Source organism: Ruegeria sp. AH7 (assembly GCF_056541325.1).
On the sequence record NZ_JBQFYF010000005.1, the window covers coordinates 308763 to 329376 of the forward strand.

Annotated in this window: 23 protein-coding genes; 6 read left to right on the plus strand and 17 right to left on the minus strand. The window is 59.5% G+C overall.

What is annotated here, in order from left to right:
- Positions 1 to 15 precede the first annotated feature (15 nt).
- Genes mobB through ACR0JX_RS14030 form a run of 4 tightly spaced genes read right to left on the minus strand, consistent with a single transcriptional unit; the run spans position 16 to position 2616 of the window.
- Positions 16 to 507, minus strand: coding sequence for a molybdopterin-guanine dinucleotide biosynthesis protein B (mobB, locus tag ACR0JX_RS14015; protein ID WP_480544394.1), 492 nt, complete (start codon positions 505 to 507; stop codon positions 16 to 18).
- On the minus strand, positions 504 to 1148 hold the full coding sequence (gene mobA / locus ACR0JX_RS14020) for a molybdenum cofactor guanylyltransferase MobA (protein ID WP_480544395.1): 645 nt from the start codon (positions 1146 to 1148) through the stop codon (positions 504 to 506). The genes mobB and mobA overlap by 4 nt, the downstream gene beginning before the upstream one ends.
- On the minus strand, positions 1145 to 1681 hold the full coding sequence (locus ACR0JX_RS14025; RefSeq protein ID WP_480544396.1) for a hypothetical protein: 537 nt from the start codon (positions 1679 to 1681) through the stop codon (positions 1145 to 1147). Before ACR0JX_RS14025 ends, mobA begins: the two co-directional genes overlap by 4 nt.
- A complete protein-coding gene (locus ACR0JX_RS14030) occupies positions 1678 to 2616 on the minus strand; it encodes a formate dehydrogenase accessory sulfurtransferase FdhD (protein WP_480544397.1) in 939 nt (312 codons plus the stop codon). Before ACR0JX_RS14030 ends, ACR0JX_RS14025 begins: the two co-directional genes overlap by 4 nt.
- On the opposite strand from ACR0JX_RS14030, the gene ACR0JX_RS14035 reads away from it, so the two are divergent.
- Both ACR0JX_RS14035 and ACR0JX_RS14040 read left to right on the plus strand, forming a co-directional pair.
- The gene (locus ACR0JX_RS14035; RefSeq protein WP_480544398.1) at positions 2615 to 3325 is read left to right on the plus strand and encodes an AzlC family ABC transporter permease; all 711 of its coding nucleotides are present in this window, start codon (positions 2615 to 2617) and stop codon (positions 3323 to 3325) included. The two genes, ACR0JX_RS14030 and ACR0JX_RS14035, sit on opposite strands and share 2 nt — an antisense overlap.
- Positions 3322 to 3654, plus strand: a complete 333-nt coding sequence (locus ACR0JX_RS14040; RefSeq protein ID WP_480544399.1) for an AzlD domain-containing protein — start codon at positions 3322 to 3324, stop codon at positions 3652 to 3654. Before ACR0JX_RS14035 ends, ACR0JX_RS14040 begins: the two co-directional genes overlap by 4 nt.
- Here ACR0JX_RS14040 and ACR0JX_RS14045 read toward each other — a convergent pair.
- The 7 genes from ACR0JX_RS14045 to ACR0JX_RS14075 form a co-directional block, all read right to left on the minus strand.
- Positions 3643 to 4275 carry a hypothetical protein gene (locus ACR0JX_RS14045; RefSeq protein ID WP_170535739.1) on the minus strand — a complete coding sequence of 211 codons (633 nt, stop codon included), beginning with the start codon at positions 4273 to 4275 and terminating at the stop codon, positions 3643 to 3645. The two genes, ACR0JX_RS14040 and ACR0JX_RS14045, sit on opposite strands and share 12 nt — an antisense overlap.
- 20 nt (positions 4276 to 4295) lie before the next feature.
- Positions 4296 to 4430, minus strand: coding sequence for an aa3-type cytochrome c oxidase subunit IV (locus tag ACR0JX_RS14050; RefSeq protein ID WP_170535738.1), 135 nt, complete (start codon positions 4428 to 4430; stop codon positions 4296 to 4298).
- Between the two features lie 67 nt (positions 4431 to 4497).
- A complete protein-coding gene (locus ACR0JX_RS14055) occupies positions 4498 to 5058 on the minus strand; it encodes a hypothetical protein (RefSeq protein ID WP_480544400.1) in 561 nt (186 codons plus the stop codon).
- Positions 5045 to 6883: a glycerophosphodiester phosphodiesterase family protein gene (locus ACR0JX_RS14060; protein ID WP_480544401.1), complete on the minus strand. Its 1839-nt coding sequence runs from the start codon at positions 6881 to 6883 to the stop codon at positions 5045 to 5047. Before ACR0JX_RS14060 ends, ACR0JX_RS14055 begins: the two co-directional genes overlap by 14 nt.
- Before the next feature lie 56 nt (positions 6884 to 6939).
- Positions 6940 to 7392, minus strand: coding sequence for a DUF6173 family protein (locus ACR0JX_RS14065; RefSeq protein WP_353013580.1), 453 nt, complete (start codon positions 7390 to 7392; stop codon positions 6940 to 6942).
- Between the two features lie 3 nt (positions 7393 to 7395).
- Positions 7396 to 8421: an MBL fold metallo-hydrolase gene (locus ACR0JX_RS14070; RefSeq protein ID WP_480544402.1), complete on the minus strand. Its 1026-nt coding sequence runs from the start codon at positions 8419 to 8421 to the stop codon at positions 7396 to 7398.
- Positions 8422 to 8440: 19 nt separating this feature from the next.
- Positions 8441 to 10144: an acyl-CoA dehydrogenase gene (locus ACR0JX_RS14075; RefSeq protein WP_480544403.1), complete on the minus strand. Its 1704-nt coding sequence runs from the start codon at positions 10142 to 10144 to the stop codon at positions 8441 to 8443.
- Positions 10145 to 10283: 139 nt separating this feature from the next.
- On the opposite strand from ACR0JX_RS14075, the gene ACR0JX_RS14080 reads away from it, so the two are divergent.
- On the plus strand, positions 10284 to 11231 hold the full coding sequence (locus ACR0JX_RS14080) for an L-threonylcarbamoyladenylate synthase (protein ID WP_480544404.1): 948 nt from the start codon (positions 10284 to 10286) through the stop codon (positions 11229 to 11231).
- Here ACR0JX_RS14080 and ACR0JX_RS14085 read toward each other — a convergent pair whose 3' ends face one another.
- Entirely contained in the window at positions 11232 to 11786 is a 555-nt protein-coding gene (locus ACR0JX_RS14085) for a YqgE/AlgH family protein (RefSeq protein WP_480544405.1), read from the minus strand.
- 145 nt (positions 11787 to 11931) lie between these two features.
- Here ACR0JX_RS14085 and ACR0JX_RS14090 point away from each other — a divergent pair, with 145 nt between their 5' ends.
- Positions 11932 to 12744, plus strand: a complete 813-nt coding sequence (locus ACR0JX_RS14090) for a protein-disulfide reductase DsbD domain-containing protein (protein ID WP_480544406.1) — start codon at positions 11932 to 11934, stop codon at positions 12742 to 12744.
- A gap of 4 nt (positions 12745 to 12748) precedes the next feature.
- Entirely contained in the window at positions 12749 to 13168 is a 420-nt protein-coding gene (locus ACR0JX_RS14095) for an NUDIX hydrolase (protein WP_480544407.1), read from the plus strand.
- Here ACR0JX_RS14095 and ACR0JX_RS14100 read toward each other — a convergent pair.
- The 5 genes from ACR0JX_RS14100 to ACR0JX_RS14120 all read right to left on the minus strand — a co-directional run bounded on the left by ACR0JX_RS14100 (position 13165) and on the right by ACR0JX_RS14120 (position 20023).
- Positions 13165 to 16566: an efflux RND transporter permease subunit gene (locus ACR0JX_RS14100; RefSeq protein WP_480544408.1), complete on the minus strand. Its 3402-nt coding sequence runs from the start codon at positions 16564 to 16566 to the stop codon at positions 13165 to 13167. The genes ACR0JX_RS14095 and ACR0JX_RS14100 overlap by 4 nt on opposite strands.
- A gap of 5 nt (positions 16567 to 16571) precedes the next feature.
- Positions 16572 to 18020: an efflux RND transporter periplasmic adaptor subunit gene (locus tag ACR0JX_RS14105; RefSeq protein WP_480544409.1), complete on the minus strand. Its 1449-nt coding sequence runs from the start codon at positions 18018 to 18020 to the stop codon at positions 16572 to 16574.
- Between the two features lie 105 nt (positions 18021 to 18125).
- Complete coding sequence (gene moaB, locus ACR0JX_RS14110) at positions 18126 to 18662, minus strand: molybdenum cofactor biosynthesis protein B (RefSeq protein WP_480544410.1); 537 nt, start codon at positions 18660 to 18662, stop codon at positions 18126 to 18128.
- Entirely contained in the window at positions 18663 to 19259 is a 597-nt protein-coding gene (locus ACR0JX_RS14115) for a metallophosphoesterase family protein (protein WP_480544411.1), read from the minus strand. It lies immediately after the preceding gene.
- Positions 19259 to 20023, minus strand: coding sequence for a uracil-DNA glycosylase (locus ACR0JX_RS14120; RefSeq protein ID WP_480544495.1), 765 nt, complete (start codon positions 20021 to 20023; stop codon positions 19259 to 19261). Before ACR0JX_RS14120 ends, ACR0JX_RS14115 begins: the two co-directional genes overlap by 1 nt.
- Before the next feature lie 241 nt (positions 20024 to 20264).
- On the opposite strand from ACR0JX_RS14120, the gene ACR0JX_RS14125 reads away from it, so the two are divergent.
- Entirely contained in the window at positions 20265 to 20441 is a 177-nt protein-coding gene (locus tag ACR0JX_RS14125) for a hypothetical protein (RefSeq protein WP_480544412.1), read from the plus strand.
- The last annotated feature ends 173 nt before the right edge of the window (positions 20442 to 20614 follow it).

The following is a 20614-nucleotide window of genomic DNA, read 5'->3' on the forward strand; positions in this document are numbered from 1 at the left end:
AGCTGTCAAACAGGCTCACAAACCGACCTCGGCCAGAATGAAATCCGCAATCGCCACCGCGTCGTTCAAGTCAAAGACAGGACGATCCAGCGTCAGCGGAGTATCACTGGCAACCGCACGGATCGTGGGGTCGCCCTTGGCGATCAATTCATTGCCCGGCTCGGCCCGAAACGCTTCGACTTTTGGGTGAGGTTCGCGCTTGTACCCTTCGATCAGCACCAGATCGACTGATGACAGGCGGGCCAACAAATCCTTAAGCGCCGGTTCCGGAGCACCCCGCAATTCCTGCATCAACGCCACCCGCTGCCCCGAGGCCAGCAGAACCTCACGGGCGCCCGCCATTCGGTGGCGATGGCTGTCCCGCCCCGGCTGATCAACATCGAAAGAGTGATGCGCGTGTTTGATGGTCGAGACGGAAAATCCCCGCCCGGTGATCTCGGCCACCAGCCGCTCCATCAACCCGGTTTTGCCCGCGTTTTTCCAGCCGGTCACGCCGTAGACCTTCATGCCTGCCCCAACAGCTTTTCGGCCAACGCCAGATCATCCGGCGTGTTGACGTTAAAAAAAGGATCAAACGGCTCAGCCGGGAATAGGGCCTCACGACCGTCATGCTGATCGGTCCACAGCACCACCTTGCGCAGTCCGTCGTTCAGCGCAGCCCGCAGATCATTGCGCAGCGTAACGGGCCAGAGGCCAAACGTCGGATGCCGATTGACCCGTTTGCTGCCGCCTGATTTCAACGCCTCATCCCCGGTGCGCGGAGTGGTCGCCAGAACCAGCGGATGGGTCTGACCTTCGGCTGCGGCGGTCAAGCGGTCGACCAGATCACGTGGCAAGAACGGCGTATCCGCGGCTGCCGTGACAATACTGTCCGCCCCTTGCTCTGCCGCCCAGTCCAGCCCCGCCAAAACCCCCGCCAAGGGTCCAGCGAATCCGTCAATCGTGTCCGGTATGACGGACAGATTGATGTCGGCGAACCGTTCTGGATCGCCATTGGCGTTTAGTGCCAAACCGCTCACCTGTGGCGACAGCCGGTCGATCACGTGGTCCAAAAGGCTCCGCCCGCCAATCTGCAACAGGCCCTTGTCGCCGCCGCCCATTCGGGTTGCAAGCCCGCCTGCGAGGATGATGCCCAAAGTGCGGGTCATTGTACCACCTCTGGCTCGGGCCATTTCCTAAACTTTTCTGTCGGCAGGAAGGCCACTGGCGCGATGGCCAATCCGAAAACTGCAAACCAAAAGCTTGCGGACCATCCTGTGAAGTCGGCCGCATAGTGACCCATGCGATAGTATGCGGGCAAAAACACCATGAGCGCACTTACAACAAATATAAGGCCAAAACAGCGACGGTAGGTTCGCGACGCTTTTCTAACCTCGACAGGTATCCCGGAAAACCCTGGCAAGCCATGCAGCAAAACCCGCTGAAGCACGAGCGCTTGTTGTTGAGACAATGCACCCCAAGCCTTCCAACCAAAGCGAAATGGAGCGCTGACATCCCATCTGCTGATGTACTCTTCGGGCTCCCACCCCAGACGGTCGCGCAGTTTTACGTCCAGTTGTGCCATCCCCACAACAACAGCGCGCTTGGACCGCTCATGGACCCAGAGCACAAAGACCATCAAGGGCAACAGGCTGCAAGCTGCGATGAATAAAACCAAGGCTCCGAAGACTTCCAAGATCATCCCGCACTCTTCCGTCGATGTTTCTTGTCCTCAACCGCCACACTCGCCGGGTCCACATCCCGCAGCAACCGAGCCTCGCCCGACAAACAAACAAACCGCTGACCCCGCATTCGACCAATCAAGGTCAAACCGACCTCACGCGCGATTTCAACGCCCCAAGCAGTGAAGCCGGACCGAGAGGCCAGAACCGGAATGCCCATCATAGCGGTTTTGATCACCATCTCGGACGTCAGGCGGCCTGTGGTGTAGAGGATCTTGTCATCGGCTGCTTCACCCTCGGACAGCATCCAGCCTGCGATCTTGTCGACCGCGTTATGGCGACCCACGTCTTCCATATAGACCAGCGGCCGGTTCTGGTGGCACAGGACCGTGCCGTGGATCGCGCCCGCCTCAAGATACAAAGACGGCGTGCGATTGATCTTGGCGGCCAGATCATACAGCCACGAGGTGCGCACTGAGACCTGCGGCAGACGCACGTCCTCCAACCCTTCCATCATGTCACCAAAGACAGTGCCCACAGCGCAGCCGCTGGTGCGGGTCTTTTTCTTCAACTTCTCCTCATACGAGGTCTCGCGCAGCGTCCGAACCACTACCGTTTCTAGATCATCATCATATTCGACACGCGTGATCTGATCATCATGCAGCAACATCCCCTGATTGCGCAGAAAGCCTAGCGCCAGGTATTCCGGGTAGTCACCGATTGTCATCGCCGTCACGATTTCCTGTGAATTCAGAAAAATCGTCAGCGGGCGTTCCTCGACAACCGAGATCTGGCTGACCTCACCATTCTGGTCCACACCTTCGACGGCACGCGTCAACCGGGGCGCTCCCGGATCAGGCGCGATGATGTAGTCCGAGGCATTCGGTTTCGTGGCCAATTGCAACCCTCTCTCAAGACAGCTACTGCTGCTGCGATCACCATAGGATTTCGCCATGGCAGACGCCACATCCAAGTCATACTTCTGGAAGGGTTTTCGTGACGGGACGCCGTTCATATTTGTCGCCATCCCGTTTGGCACCCTGTTCGGTGTCTTTGCGACAGAGGCCGGGTTGAGCATCGTACAGGTGATTGCCTTTTCCGCCACGGTGTTCGCCGGCGCGGCGCAATTCACTGCCTTGCAGCTGATGCAGGAAAACGCACCAACGGTGATCGTGCTGGCCTCGGCCTTGGCGGTGAACCTGCGGGTGGCGATGTATTCGGCGTCACTGACACCGTTTCTGGGCGCGGCCCCGATGTGGCAAAGGGCTTTCGCGGCCTATCTGACGGTCGACCAATCCTATGCCTGCAGCATCGTGCAATTCGAAAAAGAACCGAAGATGACGCTGCCGCAGAGGATGGCGTATTTCTTTGGTTCGGTCACACCCATCACACCGCTTTGGATATTGGCCACATATCTGGGTGCCGTACTGGGTGCGCGCATTCCAGAAAGCTGGGCGCTGGATTTTGCCCTTCCGATCACTTTTCTGGCCATGATCGGGCCGATGATGCGCACGCTTCCCCATGTGATCGCAGCCTTTGTTGCAATCATCGTCGCCCTCCTGACCGTCTCTGTCCCGTTCAACCTGGGCCTTTTGATCGCGGGAACGGCAGGAATGATCGCGGGTGCACAGTCCGAAGCGATGCTGGAACGGAGGAAGACATGACCCTGATCGATCCTGTCACCATGTGGACTGTCATCATCGGGCTCGCGATTGGCAGTTTTGCCCTTCGATTTACCTTTATCGGTCTGGTTGGAGACCGCCCGATGCCGCCATGGCTGCTGCGCCACCTGCGTTATACGGCTGTGGCGATCCTACCTGCGTTGATCGCGCCGCTGGTTGTCTGGCCCGCGGCCACCGAAGGCCAGCCCGATATTGCACGTATGGCGGCGGCAGCAATGGCACTGGGCGTCGGGGTGCTTACCAAAAACGTCCTCGCCGCGATCTTTTCGGGGGCTGCGACGCTTTATGGTTTGCTCTATTTACTCGGCTAGGGCCGCGTCCAACTGATTGAGACGCGCATTGTTCGCCGCCAGACCTTTTTGCAGATCGGCATCATCGTTTTCACGATAGTCTTCAGTCACCACACCGGGCAATTGACCAAATTGATCCGAGAGTTTCACAGGATAGAAGGTCACATCGATCTGCTCGAATCCGGGCACCTGTTGCAGCAATCGCGCTGTTGAGTTCGCACAGAACGCACCCGCGACCGGGCCGCTCTGTTTGGCCAACTGCAAGGCAATTTCCGCCTGCTGGGGTGAGACTTGAATGGTCTGAACACGCGCATAATGCGACTCGCGGGCATGCGAGCTGCGATAGGCCTGCTCGACTGCCGGGGTAATGCCATAGAGAACATCGTCCTTGACCGGCACGACATCGGCCCGGAAAGACCCCGCTGGATCAAAAATCACCCGTTCACTGCCACCGATCATCAGCGACGTATGCGCCCCGGACCCAGTGCGCGTGTTGATCATTGTATAGAGCGTCAGCGTTGACGGCCCCGGATCACGGTAAGACCGGGATACGATCTCTGACGGATCAGCTTGAGGGCGCTGCGAGCCTGCGCAGCCTGCAACGGTTGCTGCCAGTAGGCAGGCAATCAAAATCCGGAACACGGGGCAGCCCTCGCTACGCGTTACGCTGCGAAAACCGCCAGGAACAGGCAGAGGAAGGCGATAGCAATCACACACCAGGTTGTGGCTTTGATAAAGCCGTTGAAGGTTTTGGTTTGAACGGTGATGTCCATTTCGCCGTGCTTGTGGTCAGCCATGAGTCTCAGAATCCCAATTCGCGTGTTTTCCTGTTGGATAATCGAAAAGGCAGTGGCTGTCACGACGTCATTCGCGCGCAGGGGTGCGATCCCCGAAAACAGAACACCCCGGATACCCAAACCCCCAGCGCCACGGCAGCCCGCTGCAAGGTCCGCCGCCGAACCGAACGGCACCATACATTGCATCTGCCGTCAGCGCATGAACGTTGCGCACTTGATCCGGCGTCATGTCATAACGCTGTGCATAATCCTCGGCATATGTGTCCCCATGATCCTTGACGCAGGCGCGCAGGGTCTGATCTGCGGACAGTCGCGCGTCGTAGCTGTCCTCGGGCAGCAAGGCTGCGCCCGCATTGTGATAGGCCCGGTCGTGGATCACGCAGCATTCCTCCCACGGGGGGTGGGCCTCGTATAAGTCTCCGATCTGCGGAAATGTATCGGCCACCCAGCGCCAACTGGTCGACAGACCGCCTGAACAGCCATCTGTTTCAAACGGTGTCAAAGGCACAGTGCCCCGTTGCGCAATCAAAGCGCGATGTGCAGGCATCTCGACGCTGCGCATCAAATCCTGAGCCGCCGCAGCGCCGGATAGGCAGACCAGCAGCACCGCTACCTTACGGGCTTGCATCGCGCATCGCCTGCGTGTCGACCTGCATACCAAAGGTGGTGGCGAGCCACAGCAGAAGGCGTTCAGCCGGGCCCATCTCGGCCCGGATCCGTAGAACCTCTCGCGCCATTGCCGGGCGATCGGTGATCAACCCGTCAACGCCCATCGACGCCATGGCAGACATCTGCAGCGGATCGTTCACTGTCCAGACATAGATATCTTTGCCCGCGTCGTGCACGGAACGGATCAACCCCGGAGAGACCGACGCCGCATTCACGGCGACAAAATCGCCTTCAAGACCAGATAAATCCCCCACTGCCGTTGCGGCCAAAACACCCGCGCGCCAATCGGGACGTAAAGATTTCATCTTTTGTACTGCAGGATACTTCAGAGACATCGTTGCGATCTGATCCTGCATCTCGAACTCTTCGACCAGCGCAACCACCCGGTTTTCCAGATCGATATCGTGGCCATAGTATTTCAGTTCGATGATAACCTTGGCTTTGCCCTTTGCGGCTTCTAGAACTTCGCGCAGCGTTGGGGTGCGCTGATCCGCATATTCGGGGCCGAACCAACTGCCGATGTCGATCTCTGCCACGTCTTCCATCGTGGCATCCCAGACCTTCAGATCGACCTGCGCCAGTTTCATGAAGTCACTGTCATGCGCAACAATCACCTCATTATCCGCGGTTTCCTGCACATCGATCTCAACCCAATCCGCGCCATCCTCGATCGCCTTTAGAACCGAGGACATCGTGTTTTCGGGCCGCAACGCTGCCGCGCCACGATGACCGATCACCTCGGCCCGATCAGGTGCCTGTACCTGCTCCAGAAGGCGATGGCCAAACCAGCTGCCGGCCAACAGAGCAATCACCGAAAGGCCCACGGCGCCGATCAGAGACAGGCGGTGACGACGCGGTTCAGGATGCGGGATATCCGCGACCTGAGGTTCAAAGAACCCGTCCAACAGCAACGCAAGCGCGCCCAGCGCCGTTGCCGCCAAAACCAACCCCGATAGTGACCAAAGGCCCGCGATCACAAGGCTATAGATCAGTGCCATCCGAAGGTGATCGCTGCCTTGCAATGGAACCAGCGCAAACAGTAACCCGGCAATCGCCGCAATCACCGCTGCGATCACCAGGCGCAGGCCGAGCCAGGCAACCAAAGACAACTTCAATCGTCCTTGCCGCCCCTCCATCCGTATCGCGCTGACCCCAAACACATGCGCCGGGTGGACATTTTCGAACAGCACAAGATGCAGCGACAGCGCCCATGCCGACAATCTGCGGATCAGAACCCAAGCCATCACCAATGCAACCGCGCCAATCAGCAGAACGGCAATCCAAAAGGCGGGCGGGTGGAAGGTCAGGTAATAGTTGATGTCGTATTCCGTCAGCGCCCACCACGCGATCAGGCCCGAGATGGCCAGAAAGGGCAGTGCCAGAATCAGAACGCGCAGAATAAAACGCCAAGCAAACCCAAACAGGGCTGGCAGGCGCGACACCACCAGCCGGATGGCGGAACTGCCCGCCCGCCACGGGTTAGGTTCATCCATGCGTAGAGAGCCTGCCATGACGGCAAAGACGAAAACCTCAGCCATCAGAAACAGGCTCAGCACGACCAGGGCCGCGATGAACCCTGCGGGCGATAGGATGAAGGTGGCGATATCCTGATCCGTCAACGCCGACTGATCAGACAGAGAAACTGCCAGATTGATCGCTGCGGCGATAGCCGGCGCAATGAGTGCGATCAGCAGCAGGCGCACTGCAATGTAGATGGGAACAAAGGTCTGCCGCCGGGCCCAGGCACCAGAATAGGCCCGAACTATGACTGAGACATATGACACGTCGTGGCCTCCTGAATGATGGGATCATTCAAGGCCGCGTAGCCGTGAATTGCAAGTCAGCTTTCTTCCAGATCGGCGGCCAGCCGGAACCCGATACGATTGGCTGGTTTGTCTTCGACCGATTTCGGCAAGGCGCGCAACATCACATTCAGTTGGCTGACATGCTGCACCAGCTGGGTACGGCCACCGGCCCCGTCCGAGCCGTAGAAGGTGATGATATCAGGATCAAAATAGCCCATGCCTTCGATCCGCAGCACACCCGCGTCGCCGCCAGTGAAGCCCATTGCGACCTCGTGATCGCCATCCAGTGTCTTTTCGAAGTTCTGGATGTACAGGATCAGACGTTCATAAGCCCATTGCGCCGGGCTTTTGGTTTCAACCGGTTTCTGCAAAGGTTCCGGCAGGGGCTTCGACCCGGATTCAGCTTCGGAATTGGCGTGCACTTCATAGCAACGCGGCAATGCCGCCGCTTCGGCTGCCTCGGCTGAGGTCTCAATCTCGTCCTGCATTCTTTACCCTTTGCGTTGGTAGACCCAGGCTCCGTCTGCACGGCGCGTCCGGGTGACGGACCCAATGTGGTAAAGATGGTTCATATGTGCAACCGCTTCGACCAGCGCGAGGCCATATTCGCCCTCACGAATGGTCCGTTTGAACAGCGGTGCAAAGCAATCCGCCGCAGCTTTGGGTGTGTCCAGATTATCCAGCAGGCGCTTCAGCGCACCATGATGGTTATCGATCAGCTGCCGCATACGCAGGGGCAAACCGGTAAAGGGCAGCTTATGCCCCCCCAGAACCAGATGATCGGCCCGCGCAAGCCCTTCCAGCCGTTCGCACGCCTCTAACCAGCCTGAGACCGGGTCGGCCATGGGTTCGGTTGCATAGACACCCAGGTTTGGGCTGATCGAGCTGAGGATCTGATCGCCGCTTAGCACCAGGTTGTCGTCCCGGCTCCAGAGTGTGACATGTTCCGGCGCGTGGCCGTTGCCCATGTGCACATCCCAATCGCGCCCACCCGCGTGCAGTACATCGCCCTGTTTCACCCGCGTGAACCCCAATGGCATCGGATATACCGTGTCGGCGAAGTTGAAGGGCCGGTCAGCCTTGCGCTTGTTCAGAACCTCGGCAGACATGCCCGCGCTTTGGTAGAAGTCCAGCGTTTCCTGGGGCCAGCTTTCCTGAACATCCAATGTCAGCATACGCGCAAACAACCAGGCGGTTCGGCTGGTCAGAAGTTCGGCGCCATGTTCAGACTGAAACCAACCCACATTCCCGACATGATCAGGATGATGATGGGTCGCCAGCACGCGGCGGACAGGTTTGCCCGCAAGCGGACCGGACATCAACTGCTGCCAGATCGCGCGTGTTTTCCCGGATGAAATCCCGGTATCCACAAGGGTCCAGCCATCCCCATCTTCCAGCGCATAGACATTGACGTGATCCAGCGCCATGGGCAGCGGCAAGCGCATCCACAAGACACCTTCGGCAATCTCAATCGCCTCACCCGGTGCGGGCGAGTCGGGCCAGGGATATTCGATCATCGACACCGCCATTCAGCTTTTAAGCCGCCAGATCATCTGCACTGAGCGCGAAAAGGTCCTCGGCCCCGTTTTGCGCCTGCGCCAAAAGACCGGAATACTGCGGCAGCAACCCGTTGATGTAGAACCGCGCCAGCTTGCACCGCGCGCCTCGCGGATCGGCCAATGCCGCCTTGAGGTGGTAGTGCCCGCCCAGAACGCGGGCAAAAGCACTCAGATAGGCATGCGCCCCGGCAAATCGGTTGTTCATATCCCCTTGGCTGACCATCCATTCGGTTGCTTCACGCAGGGATTCGGTTGCTTCCCAGACCGGACCTGCAAGATCGGGCAGCGTGGCACGGGCCTGTTCGGCATGGTCTTCGATCTCATCCAACAGGCGCGAGGCGGCTTCGCCCCCATCCATCATCTTTCGGGCGACAAGGTCCATGGCCTGAATGCCATTCGTGCCCTCATATATCGCCGCCACGCGGACATCGCGGTAGTATTGAGCCGCCCCGGTTTCTTCGATCACACCCATGCCACCATGCACCTGAACACCTGTTTCCGAGACGCGCATCCCGGTCTGTGATCCAAAGGCTTTGCAAATGGGGGTCAACAGCGCGGCACGCGCAGCCCAATCGGCATCCCCATTGGCCTGCGCCATATCAATGGCCACCGCATTCGCCAGCATGACCGCACGCGCGGCAAAGGTGTCGGCGCGCATCTCTGCCAACATCCGGCGTACATCAGCATGATCTATGATGGTGCCCGAGGGCGTTTTGCCCTGTTTGCGATCCATCGCATAGGCCAGCGCGTGTTGATATGCAGCCTCGGCCACGCCCACGCCCTGCCCGCCAACGCCCAAACGCGCGTTGTTCATCATTGTGAACATAGCCGCCATACCGCCATGCTCTTTGCCCACAAGCCAGCCGGTCGCCCCGTCATACTGCATCACACAGGTCGGCGAGCCGTGCAGGCCAAGCTTGTGTTCAAGCGAGACGACCTTCAGATCATTGGCAACGGCCGGGTTGCCCTCGGCATCCGGAATGAACTTGGGCACCAGAAACAGCGAGATCCCTTTGGTGCCGGGAACCCCATCCGGGAGACGCGCCAAAACCAAATGGCAGACATTCCCCGCAAAGTCGTTGTCACCCCATGAGATATAGATTTTCTGCCCCGTGATTGCGTAGGTGCCGTCCCCGTTGGGTTCAGCTTTCGAGGTCAGCGCGCCAACATCGGACCCGGCCTGCGGTTCCGTAAGGTTCATTGTGCCAGACCATTCACCTGCCATCATCTTGGGCAGGTACAATGTTTTGAGGTCATCGCTGGCATGATGTTCCAACGCCTCGATTTGGCCCTGTGTCATCAGCGGGGCCAGTTGCAGCGACAGGCAGGCCGCACTCATCATCTCGTTCACTGCGGTGGTAACGGTCATCGGCAGGCCCATGCCGCCATATTCCGGATCGCCACTGATGCCAATCCAACCGCCTTCGGCAATCGCGGTCCAGCCATCGGCATACCCGGGCGAGCTGCGCAGAACACCGTTTTCCAGACGTGCGGGCGTCAGATCACCGGGCCGCTGAAGCGGGGCCAGAACCTCTTCGCACATCTTGCCCGCCTCAGACAGGATCGCGCTGACCACATCGGGGCTGGCATCCGCAAAGCGATCTGTCGCGGCGATCTGATCGAACCCCACAACGTTTTCGAACAGGAACTGATAATCTGAAAGCGGCGCGCGGTATGGCATTTTTTCCCTCAGGAGCTGTCTGATCGGCTGTTTGCAGGCGGGCTTGGAATTCCGACACTGCACCGGTATGCATCAAGGCTTGGAAGCATTACCTAACGTTCCCTATGTTCCGAGCAACCGAAACGCGGCGTCACCAGACATGATCCCAACGACTCTCGATCTGACAGCGGACCCAGGCGGCATCGCACGGGCCGCAGACCTTTTGCGGCAGGGCTTGCTGGTCGCCTTTGCGACCGAGACAGTTTATGGGCTTGGTGGCGACGCCCGGAACGGCGAGGCGGTCGCCGCGATCTATGAGGCCAAGGGACGACCCAGCTTTAACCCGCTGATCGCTCATGTCGCCTCGGTCGAGGCAGCCCGACGATTTGTCGACTGGTCAGACCATGCAGAAACGCTTGCCAATGCGTTCTGGCCCGGACCGCTGACGCTGGTTCTGCCCTTGCGTGATGGTCACAGTATCTCTCCGCTGGTCACGGCAGGGTTGGAAACACTGGCTGTGCGCGTCCCCGCCCACCAAACCGCCCGGGACCTGCTGGCTGCCTTTGACGGCCCAGTGGCCGCCCCATCTGCCAATCCATCCGGCCTGATCAGCCCCACCACCGCTGATCATGTGCGCGCAGGGCTTGGCGGCCGGATTTCTGCCATTCTGGATGACGGACCCTGTGGGGTCGGGCTGGAATCGACCATTGTTGGTTTGGCCGGGGAACCTACCTTGTTGCGCCCCGGTGGTATCGCGCTTGAGGATATCGAAACCGCTCTCAACACACGCCTGCACCTGCACCAAGTCGGGGATAACCTGACGGCACCGGGACAACTGCAATCCCACTACGCCCCTGACGCCCCCGTCCGCCTGAACGCTTTGTCGAAGCGGGGCGAGGAGGTTTTGCTGGGCTTTGGTCCGGTAGATTGCGACCTGAACCTTTCTGAGAGTGGAAACCTGATCGAAGCCGCCGCCAATCTGTTTGCTGCTTTGCACAGGTTGAATGAAACGGGCCGACCTATTGCTGTGTCCCCGATACCCGATCACGATCTGGGGTCTGCCATCAATGACCGCCTACGCCGTGCTGCGGCACCGCGCGACAGCTGACTACGCACGCCCGGCGCTGGCCGACAGGGTCAGTGGATCAACACCCAGCGTGGCCAGCGCGGCCTCCCACTTGTCGTCATCGGGGACATCGAACACCAGTTGCGGGCTCGCCTCAGCCGTCAGCCAGCCATTCATGGCGATCTCATCCTCCAGCTGACCGGGCCCCCAACCGGAATACCCCAACGTGACCATCGAGTTCAGCGGACCCCGGCCCGATGCCAGATCTTCGAGCACGTCAAGCGTTGCGGTCATGCTAAAATCATCCGAGATTTGCAGCGAGTGCAGGTTGGCATCGTAGTCGGCGCTGTGCAGGACAAAGCCGCGCGACATCTCGACCGGGCCACCGAAATGCACCAACCGTTCCCCCACCACCAGAATACGACAGGCTATGTTCAGTTGGCCTAGCAAGGCTTTGATCCGCAGGTCTGAGGGTTTATTCACGATCAAGCCCATCGCGCCGTCATCACCATGACTGCACATATAAACAACCGAATGGTCGAAGCGCGGATCACCCATGCCGGGCATCGCAATCAACAGTTTTCCGGTCAGGTCCATGGGGCGGGGTCTCTTTCAAATGGCACCTCAACAATGGCCTCGCGGCACAGGGATTGGCAAGATGGCACTGAGGTTTTTGGCAGATTTCAGTCCGGTGACCCGAACGTGACTTGGATTTCATCCGCATACCACGCATGTATAGGGCATGATCGCGTTCAAGAAACCCGTCACGGCCGCTGTTGCGGCTTGCCTGTGTGCCGTCTCGCCTGCCCCGGCGCAGCAACTGGATGGTGTCGTCCAACTGGACGTTCTGGATGGGGGTCGGACCACCAACGGCACCTATCTGGGGGCATTGCGCCTGACCTTGCAGGATGGCTGGAAAACCTATTGGCGCGCGCCGGGGGATGCGGGGATTCCGCCGCAATTTGACTGGACCGGGTCGCGTAATGTTGGCGATGTGTCGATCACATGGCCTGCCCCGGATGTGTTTGACCAAAATGGGCTGCAATCCATCGGGTACGAGGATCAATTGGTTTTGCCGGTCGAGATCACGCCGAAAAACCCTGCCAAGCCTGTTCGCCTGCGCGGCGAGATGGATTTGGGCGTCTGCAAGGATGTCTGCATCCCAGAAAGACTGGATTTTGACCACACGCTGGACGCCAAGGCCGACCGCAACCCGGCTATCGCTGCGGCCCTTGCTCAACGCCCGTTTTCCGCAGGCGAAGCCAATGTTTCAGCCGCACGATGCAGCCTGACACCTACGGTAGACGGCATGCAGATCGAAGCGCGCGTGACCATGCCCTCGGCTGGCGGGCAGGAAATAGCAGTGATCGAACCGGGCAATCCGGTGCTTTGGGCCTCGCAGCCTGAAACAGTGCGTCAGGGCGGCACGCTGATTGCAACGGCGGAAGTTATCAACGCCTCGGGCGCGCCCTTCGCGCTGGATCGGTCCGAAATTCGAATCACGGTTCTGGGCGCAAACCACGCGGTCGACATTCAGGGTTGCACCGCGGGTTGATCACATGAGCCAAACCCCAAAAATCGGTGCGCTGGCCGTTGTTCTGCATCAGGGTCAGGTCCTGCTGGTGCAACGCAGCAAACAGCCCGACCGTGGGCTTTGGGGCTTTCCGGGCGGCCATGTGGAATGGGGCGAAACCGTTCTTGAGGCAGCGCAGCGGGAGCTGTTCGAAGAAACCTCGGTCACCGCGGAACCGCTGCACTATCTGGACAATCTGGATCTGCTGCGACGGGATGAGGCAGGAGAAGTCATCTCACACTACTTACTCGTCGGCGTGGCCTGCCGCTATCAGTCAGGCGAACCCAAAGCCGGCGATGACGCGCTGGACGCACGCTGGTTTCCGATTGAACGGATACGTCAGGGCGATTTACAGATGAGCGCGCGCGTACCCCAGCTTTTGGAACGGGCCCTGCGCGCGGGCTAAGTGCCAACCCGGCCTTTCAACCGCACATAAAGCAATCCGGACGCTGCAAAGCTGAGCGCCAGTATCGGGAGTGCTCCGGCCAAAAACGCACCCAGCCCCATATCCAAGACACCCGCGCCGCCCTCATCCGGGTAAAGCGCAGAGAGAATGCCCATCGGTGCACCAGCAACTGCAGGCCACACCATAGTCACTGCAAACCACAGCATCAGCACGACCCCGGTGGCCGCGACAGCGCCCTGCATCACCCGATCTGGTGCGCGCATGGCCCGGCGCATGGCTGTCATCGGACGGGAGACGTCATTCAGAATAGCCAGCAAGGCAGGAACCAGAACCAATACCAGCAACATGCCAAAACCCAAGCCGTAGACCAGAGTGATCACGGTCGGCTTCAAAAATTGTGCTTGCTGAGAACCTTCATACAGCAACGGCGTCAGGCCCAGCACTGTCGTCAGCGTCGTCAGCATCACCGGGCGCAACCGGTCAGCCGTGCCTTCGACAATCGACGGGACCAGACCGCGTTCCTGCTGATAGCCATCTATGGTTGTCACCAAAACGATTGAATCGTTGATGATGATACCGGTCATGCCCAGCAGACCAACAACCGTGAACATGCTCAGCGGCACATCCCAAATATAATGCCCCCAGATCGCACCCACCAAGCCAAACGGGATAATGGCCATCACCACCAGAGGTCTGGACCAACTGGCAAAGACCCAGGCCAGCACCAGATAAATCCCGGTCAAACACAGGATCAGACCCGTGCGCGCCTCGGAGAGGAACTCGTTTTCCTGCTCGCTCAGCCCTGCCATGCGCCATTCGACCTGTCGTTCAGCAGCGATATTGGGCAGAATCTCTTCATTCAGCGCGCGTTCAATCTCTGCGGCGCGGGTCGGATCATCCTCGGAAATGTCGCCATTCACCGAGATCACCCGCAGCCCATTCTCGCGCCGCACAGTTGAGAAGCCGGATTTCCGCTCGACCGAGACAATATCGGCTAGCGGCACATACACCCCATCGGGTGTGCGCATCAGAGTGCGTTCCAGAAAGTCAGCCGTAAGCTCGCCCTCGGGCAGTTCCACCCTGATTTCAGCGCTGCGTGGCCCGTCCGGGAAGGTCGCGGCCTCGATCCCGTTCAATCTGTTGCGCAATACGCGCCCCAGAGTTTCGATGCGGAAGCCCAAAGCCTGCCCCTGCGCGGTCAGGTCAAGAATGTATTCTTCCTTGTCATAGGCCAGATTGTCTTCCAACGCCGAAACTTCGGGATACTTTGACAGTTCGGTCTGAAGGTCTTCAGACGCAGCCTTGAGCGTGTTCACATCGGAACCGTAGAACTGCACGTCGATGGCATCGCCACCTGGGCCGGACCGCCAGCCTCGGAAGCTGATCAGCTCGACCTTGGGATGGCGGGGCACGAAATCCTGAAGCTCGCCCACAAACTCAAAACTGGAATATGGGCGCAAGTCAGCATCAATCAGTTCGATCGAGATGCCGCCCAGCAGATCATCATCCTTGCCTTCGGCGGCGGACAGGCCAAACCCGGCGCTACCGCCAACCTCAGCCAGAACATAGTCGATGGGATTGCGACCATGGCGTTCCTCGTAAATTGCGCCCAGTTCTTCGGCGGCTTGCTGCAACTGGCGCATCATCTCGAACGTATCGGAACGGGTCGCCCCTTCGGCCATGATAAAGTTGCCGGTAACCGAACCGCGCTCGGGCGCGTTAAAGAACCGCCAATTCACATCTCCCCGGATGAACAGGGCAATCTGGCTGGCCAGAATGACAACCATCAAGGCAACGACCACATAGCGTGCCCAGACCACCCAGGCGATGAAGGGCCGGAACAGGCGATCCCGCACCCAGCGGAACCCGCGGTTGACCACCCGGTTGGGCAGGTCGTACCAGTGCTCCTTCGCCGAATGGGCGATGGCATGGGCCATGTGGTTGGGCAGGATCAAGAAACACTCGATCAGAGAGGCCGCAAGTACAGCGATCACTGTGAATGGGATATCCCGGATCAGCTCTCCGAACCGACCACCGACAAGGGTCAGGCCGAAGAACGCGATCACGGTTGTCAAAGTCGCCGCGAAGACCGGCATGGCCATCCGCCGGGCGGCGCGTTCAGCCGCAACCATGGGTGGTTCGCCCAGACGACGGGCACGAAAATCAGCGTGTTCGCCCACGACGATCGCGTCGTCCACGACGATGCCAAGGGTGATGATCAGGCCGAACAAAGAGACCATGTTGATCGATAGTCCGCCCAGATACATCAGCGCAATGGCGGCTGACATTGCGACGGGAATGCCTGCGGCCACCCAGAAAGCAATCCGCGCATTGAGGAACAGAAAAAGCAGGCATACAACCAGCCCAAGCCCGACAAGGCCGTTGTCGATCAGAATGTCCAGCCGGTCTGTGATGGACTGCGCGCGGGTCCGGATCAACTCGACGGTGACGCCTTCAGGCAGGCTGGCCTGCATCTCGGCCACCACGTCTTCGACCTGGTGTTGAATGCCGATGGCATCGCCGAGATTTGAACGATCCACCCGAATGGACATGGCCGGATCTTCGCCAACAAAGTAGCTGCGATTGCGGTCAACCCCTTCAACCCGGATCTGCGCGACATCGCCCACGAACAGTTTGGAGCCGTCCGCAAAATTGCGCAGTGCGATGCCTTCGATCTCTTCCGGGGTGCGTTTCTCCGAACCTGTCCGGATACGGGCATTGGCGCCCGTGACGTCCCCGGCGGGGCTGGCGTTAACCTCAGCCGCAATGGCCGAGGAAATGTCAGACAAGGCAATGTCGTTGGCAATCAACTGCGCCGTCGGAACTTCCACTACCACACGCGGCGCGGCCAAGCCCCGGATCGTGGTGCGCGTAACACCCGCAGCGAACAGCCTGTTGATCAGTTCATCGGTAAACTTCGCCAATTGGTCAGGCGCAACCGGACCGGTGACCACGACGTCCGTCACACGATCGCGCCACGCCCCCCGCCGGATCGAGGGTTCTTCGGCGTCTTCAGGCAAGGTTGTGACACTATCAACGGCGGTCCGAACATCTTCGACGGCGCGGGACATATCCCAGTTGGCTTCGAACTCAAGCCGGATGTTCGCAGACCCTTCTCGTGAAGTAGCTGTGGTACTGGCTACGCCCTCGACCGCCAGCAGCTCGGGCTCCAGCAGTTGAACGATACCGTTATCAACATCTTCGGGGCCTGCGCCCTCCCACTCGACGCTGACATCGACCCGTTCGAGAATGACATCGGGAAAGAACTGCGCGCGCATGTTCGGGATCGCTGCCGCCCCGAGAACGAGCATAACCAGTAACAGAAGATTGGCGACCGTCCGGTGTCGGGTGAAATAGCTTAGAATGCCGCCCGCCGCGCTTGGGATTTCGCGCATCATAGCGCTTAGCCCCCGGCCCGGTTTTCAATACGACGAACCAGCGAGGCAGGCACTTGCGCCGCTTCCAACTGACCCAGCATTCGGGTTTTGACATCCTGAGGCATACCTTCGCTGGCCTCAACCTGCGCGACAAGCTGCGCGCGCTGCGTATCCGTCAACTCGACCATATCCGCGTCGGCGCTTTCCTCAACCCGCAGGGGGCGCACGCGCACGCCCGAGCCCAGCAAAGGAGTACGGCCAATCACAACCTCGCGGCCTTCCAGGCCATCGCCGCGCAGCAAAACCTCATCACCCTGCCGTCGGATCAATTGCACCGGCAGGGTTTCCAGACGATCATCCGCGCCCAGCACCAAAACCGTGCCCGCCGCATCCAGAACGGATGAGGGCAAACGCACAACGGCGTCGACCGCCTGTTCCTGAACGGTGACCGTCACAAAATCCCCGGGTTTGAAGCCTGACGCGCTGTCCAAACGCGCAAAGATCAGACGCCCGGTCTGCCCCTCGCCCGCTGATCCGCTGTCGCGGCTGATCCGTCCTGTTGCAGTCAGGTCGGCCCCCGTCACCTCAAGCGACACGGTTACCGGAGCGTTTAATAGGGTTCCATCTTCATCCAGCAATCGGACAAATTGGGCCGTCGAAACCCGAAAGGCAACTTCCAACGCATCAGGGTCTACCAGCTCGGCCAGTTTTTCGTTGGCCGAAACCAAGCGCCCCTCGACCAATGTGACATCTGTCAGGGTGCCGCCGAACCCGGCCCGAATGGTCATATCATCCAGATCGCGTTCTGCCGCTTCAAGCGCAATCCGCGCGCGGGCCAATAGCGTGGTGGCCTGATCCACACGCGATTCAGCCTGTGCCAGTGCAATCCGACGCGCCAGAACAGATTGCTGGGCCGAGGTGGCAGACAATTCGGCCTCTTCCACGCTCGCAGTCGCACCCACACCACGGGATTCCAGATCGCGTTGCCTTTGCAGGGCGCGTTCGCGCAGTTCGGCCTGCGCTTCTGCCGATTTCAACTCATCCTGCGCCAGCAGCAGGGATCGTTCCGCATCGCGTTCCTCGAACTGGGCATCCAGCAGATCGGATTTGGCCCGGTCCAAGGCGGATTGCGTATCCGCAGGGTCCAGCTCGACCAGAACTTCACCCGCCGTAACCGTCCCGCCATCCTCGAAGTCATCGGCGAGTGAGATCACGCGACCACCCAGCGCCGCGCGTAGTTCAAGCCGACGGCGGCTTTGCACCTCACCAAAGGCTTCCAGATAAGGCGTTACGGTCTGTAACTCGGCTGTTCTGACCGACACTGTAAACACACGCTCGCGCGCCGGGGGTTTTGCGGTGTCGCGCGCAATCACGTCTTGCACAGCACCTGTGATCATCTGGACAGCGACAAACAGCAAAGCCAACGTCAGCGACGCCAGAAAGACACCGACAAGACTCTGCCTTAGAAAACGCATTCTCACTTACCCCGGTTGCAATGGGCTGCCTTGTGCAAAATGTAGCCGGACCGTGAAATATGCCAAGCCACAATGCGGTTATAAGGTGTTAAACGTACGAGCAGTCTACTTCCGTCGCAGATGTTCGTCCAATCGCGGCATTATTTCCACAAAGTTGCAGGGGCGATGACGGTAGTTGAATTGTTTCTCCAAAATACCGTCCCATGCATCCTTACAGGCACCCGGGCTGCCCGGCAGGGCAAACAGATAGGTACCACCAGCAACGCCACCAGTCGCGCGGGATTGCACGGCAGAGGTTCCGATCTTTTCCATCGACAGAATGGTGAAGACGGTCCCAAAAGCATCAATCTCTTTTTCATAGACGTCGCGATGCGCTTCGACCGTGACATCGCGCCCGGTCAGGCCCGTGCCTCCGGTTGAGATCACAACATCGGTCTGAGGATCCGCGATCCATACACGAAGTTGATCAGCGATCTGCGCACGCTCATCGGGTAAGATCCGCCGATCTGCAACGGCGTGACCCGCCGCTTCGATCCGGTCGACCAGCGTTTGGCCGGATCGATCTTCGTCAAGCGATCGCGTGTCCGAGACTGTTAGGACAGCAATGCGGACAGGGATAAAGTCTTTGTCTTGATCGATCATTCAGAGCACCTCGAACCAGTTCACTTTGGGCCCCAGATTGGCGATCTGCGTTCGACCAAGATTACCACGATACCCCCAGCTGTCATGGATGTGACCACAGAAGACCAGCCGGGGCTGAAGCCGTTCCACCGCATCGCGCACGGCCACCGAGCCGACGGAGGAACCTTGCGATGTTACGTCCCCGTGTCCTTTGGGCGGAGAATGCACGATCAGAATATCGGCAGTGTCACAGCGATCCAGCAGTTCCGAAGCCTCTGGCTCGGACAGATCACAGGACCAATCGCCAAACGGCGTGGCGGGTACTCCGTAGCCCAGCCCGAACAGGTGTATACCGTCGACTGTCATTCCGTTGCCATGCAGGACATGGGCGCTATCTGGCGCAGCATCGGTCAGCTCATCCGCGCTTTCCGCATTTCCCGGCACCAGCACCAGCGGGGCCGAGATACCCGACAGCATCTGCATAGCCTCGTCCAGTCCCTGGCGCATATTGCAGTAATCCCCGGCCCCAATCACCAGATCGGCCTGCGCGCTGGCCTCCACCAGATCAGCCGCCCGGTTGCGCGCCATATGAAGGTCTGAAAAGGCCAGAATGCGCATCACCCTGCCCCCAGCCGTGCTTTCAACTCCAACAGATCGGCCCAGGCCTCTCGTTTCATCTGCGGCTGGCGCAGTAGGTAGGCGGGGTGGAACATCGGGATCACCGGCAAATCCAACGCGTGTTCCCAAGTACCGCGCAGCCGCGTGATTCCGCGTTTTCCCAGAACGGCCTGACAACTGATATTGCCCATCACCACCAAAACCTCGGGCTTGGCCAGCGCCACATGGCGTTCCAGAAACGGCTTCATCATGCCGATCTCTTCCGGCTTCGGATCGCGGTTCTGCGGGGGGCGCCAGGGCAACACGTTGGTGATGTAGGCGTTCTGCGTGCGATCCAGATCAATCGCCGCCAACATCCGATCCAGCAACTGACCCGCACGCCCGACAAAGGGCTTACCTTCGCGGTCTTCATCTCGGCCCGGAGCCTCTCCGATGATCATCACGCGCGCACCGGGCGTACCATCGGCAAACACCAACTGCCGCGCACCGCGCTTTAACTCACAATGCTCAAATGCGTCCATCGCCGCGCGCAATTCATCCAGTGATCCGGCGCTTTGTGCTGCGGATTTTGCGATGGCAACTGGATCAACCTGCTTGGGTTTCTCGGGCGCGGCCTCGGGGCTGGCCGGTTTTTTTGACTTGGGCGCAGTATCGGGCAGCGCATACCGGTCGATTGGCACGTCTCCAATCGCCTCGGTCACGCCCAGTTCGATCTGCCAGTCCAACAGCGCCCGTGCGGTGTGATAATCCATGCCCGATTCCATATCCCACAATCTAACCGGCTTTTGACCGATGGAAAGCGAATAGACCTTGCCACGGCGCTGGGTCGCACCGACCATGATCCTGTTATGCCATCGATCTTGCGATTCCTTCTGATTGCTCTGCTGCTGAACGCCCCAGCCGGCCCGCTGCAGGCACAGCTTTCTATCGGCAATGACCAATGCCGCGGGGGTCAATTCGCCTGTGGCAGCCGCTGTTGTTCGGGGGGGCAAAGGTGCAGCTTTGATGGCCACTGCATCCCACTGGGTGGCACCTATTGCGGCGGTGGGCGCAGCTGTGGCCCATTTGAACGCTGTGTCGCGGGTGGAACGCGATGTGCACCGCAAGGTGCAAATGCCTGCAATTCAAGCCTCGATTGCCCCAGTGGGAGCCGCTGCAATGGCCGCAGAAAATGCGAGTTGATCCGCCCAGATATTGATCTGAACCTGCCACAGCCTTGCGCCGATGGCCGGATCTGCGTGCGCGGATCTTACTGTCTGCCCCAAGGTGGATGCTCGCGTCCTGGATGGTACCTATGCGAAAAAACCGGCTCGCAGTGTCGTCAGGGTTTCAAATGCTCCAGAAATCAGGGCTGT

Coding starts and splice junctions, on each gene's coding strand:
- mobB (WP_480544394.1), bottom strand. CDS start 507: ATGAAGGTCTACGGCGTGACCGGCTGGAAAAACGCGGGCAAAACCGGG.
- mobA (WP_480544395.1), bottom strand. CDS start 1,148: ATGACCCGCACTTTGGGCATCATCCTCGCAGGCGGGCTTGCAACCCGA.
- ACR0JX_RS14025 (WP_480544396.1), bottom strand. CDS start 1,681: ATGATCTTGGAAGTCTTCGGAGCCTTGGTTTTATTCATCGCAGCTTGC.
- ACR0JX_RS14035 (WP_480544398.1), top strand. CDS start 2,615: ATGGCAGACGCCACATCCAAGTCATACTTCTGGAAGGGTTTTCGTGAC.
- ACR0JX_RS14030 (WP_480544397.1), bottom strand. CDS start 2,616: ATGGCGAAATCCTATGGTGATCGCAGCAGCAGTAGCTGTCTTGAGAGA.
- ACR0JX_RS14040 (WP_480544399.1), top strand. CDS start 3,322: ATGACCCTGATCGATCCTGTCACCATGTGGACTGTCATCATCGGGCTC.
- ACR0JX_RS14050 (WP_170535738.1), bottom strand. CDS start 4,430: ATGGCTGACCACAAGCACGGCGAAATGGACATCACCGTTCAAACCAAA.
- ACR0JX_RS14055 (WP_480544400.1), bottom strand. CDS start 5,058: ATGCAAGCCCGTAAGGTAGCGGTGCTGCTGGTCTGCCTATCCGGCGCT.
- ACR0JX_RS14065 (WP_353013580.1), bottom strand. CDS start 7,392: ATGCAGGACGAGATTGAGACCTCAGCCGAGGCAGCCGAAGCGGCGGCA.
- ACR0JX_RS14070 (WP_480544402.1), bottom strand. CDS start 8,421: ATGATCGAATATCCCTGGCCCGACTCGCCCGCACCGGGTGAGGCGATT.
- ACR0JX_RS14075 (WP_480544403.1), bottom strand. CDS start 10,144: ATGCCATACCGCGCGCCGCTTTCAGATTATCAGTTCCTGTTCGAAAAC.
- ACR0JX_RS14080 (WP_480544404.1), top strand. CDS start 10,284: ATGATCCCAACGACTCTCGATCTGACAGCGGACCCAGGCGGCATCGCA.
- ACR0JX_RS14085 (WP_480544405.1), bottom strand. CDS start 11,786: ATGGACCTGACCGGAAAACTGTTGATTGCGATGCCCGGCATGGGTGAT.
- ACR0JX_RS14090 (WP_480544406.1), top strand. CDS start 11,932: ATGATCGCGTTCAAGAAACCCGTCACGGCCGCTGTTGCGGCTTGCCTG.
- ACR0JX_RS14095 (WP_480544407.1), top strand. CDS start 12,749: ATGAGCCAAACCCCAAAAATCGGTGCGCTGGCCGTTGTTCTGCATCAG.
- ACR0JX_RS14100 (WP_480544408.1), bottom strand. CDS start 16,566: ATGATGCGCGAAATCCCAAGCGCGGCGGGCGGCATTCTAAGCTATTTC.
- ACR0JX_RS14105 (WP_480544409.1), bottom strand. CDS start 18,020: ATGCGTTTTCTAAGGCAGAGTCTTGTCGGTGTCTTTCTGGCGTCGCTG.
- moaB (WP_480544410.1), bottom strand. CDS start 18,662: ATGATCGATCAAGACAAAGACTTTATCCCTGTCCGCATTGCTGTCCTA.
- ACR0JX_RS14115 (WP_480544411.1), bottom strand. CDS start 19,259: ATGCGCATTCTGGCCTTTTCAGACCTTCATATGGCGCGCAACCGGGCG.
- ACR0JX_RS14120 (WP_480544495.1), bottom strand. CDS start 20,023: ATGGAATCGGGCATGGATTATCACACCGCACGGGCGCTGTTGGACTGG.
- ACR0JX_RS14125 (WP_480544412.1), top strand. CDS start 20,265: ATGGCCACTGCATCCCACTGGGTGGCACCTATTGCGGCGGTGGGCGCA.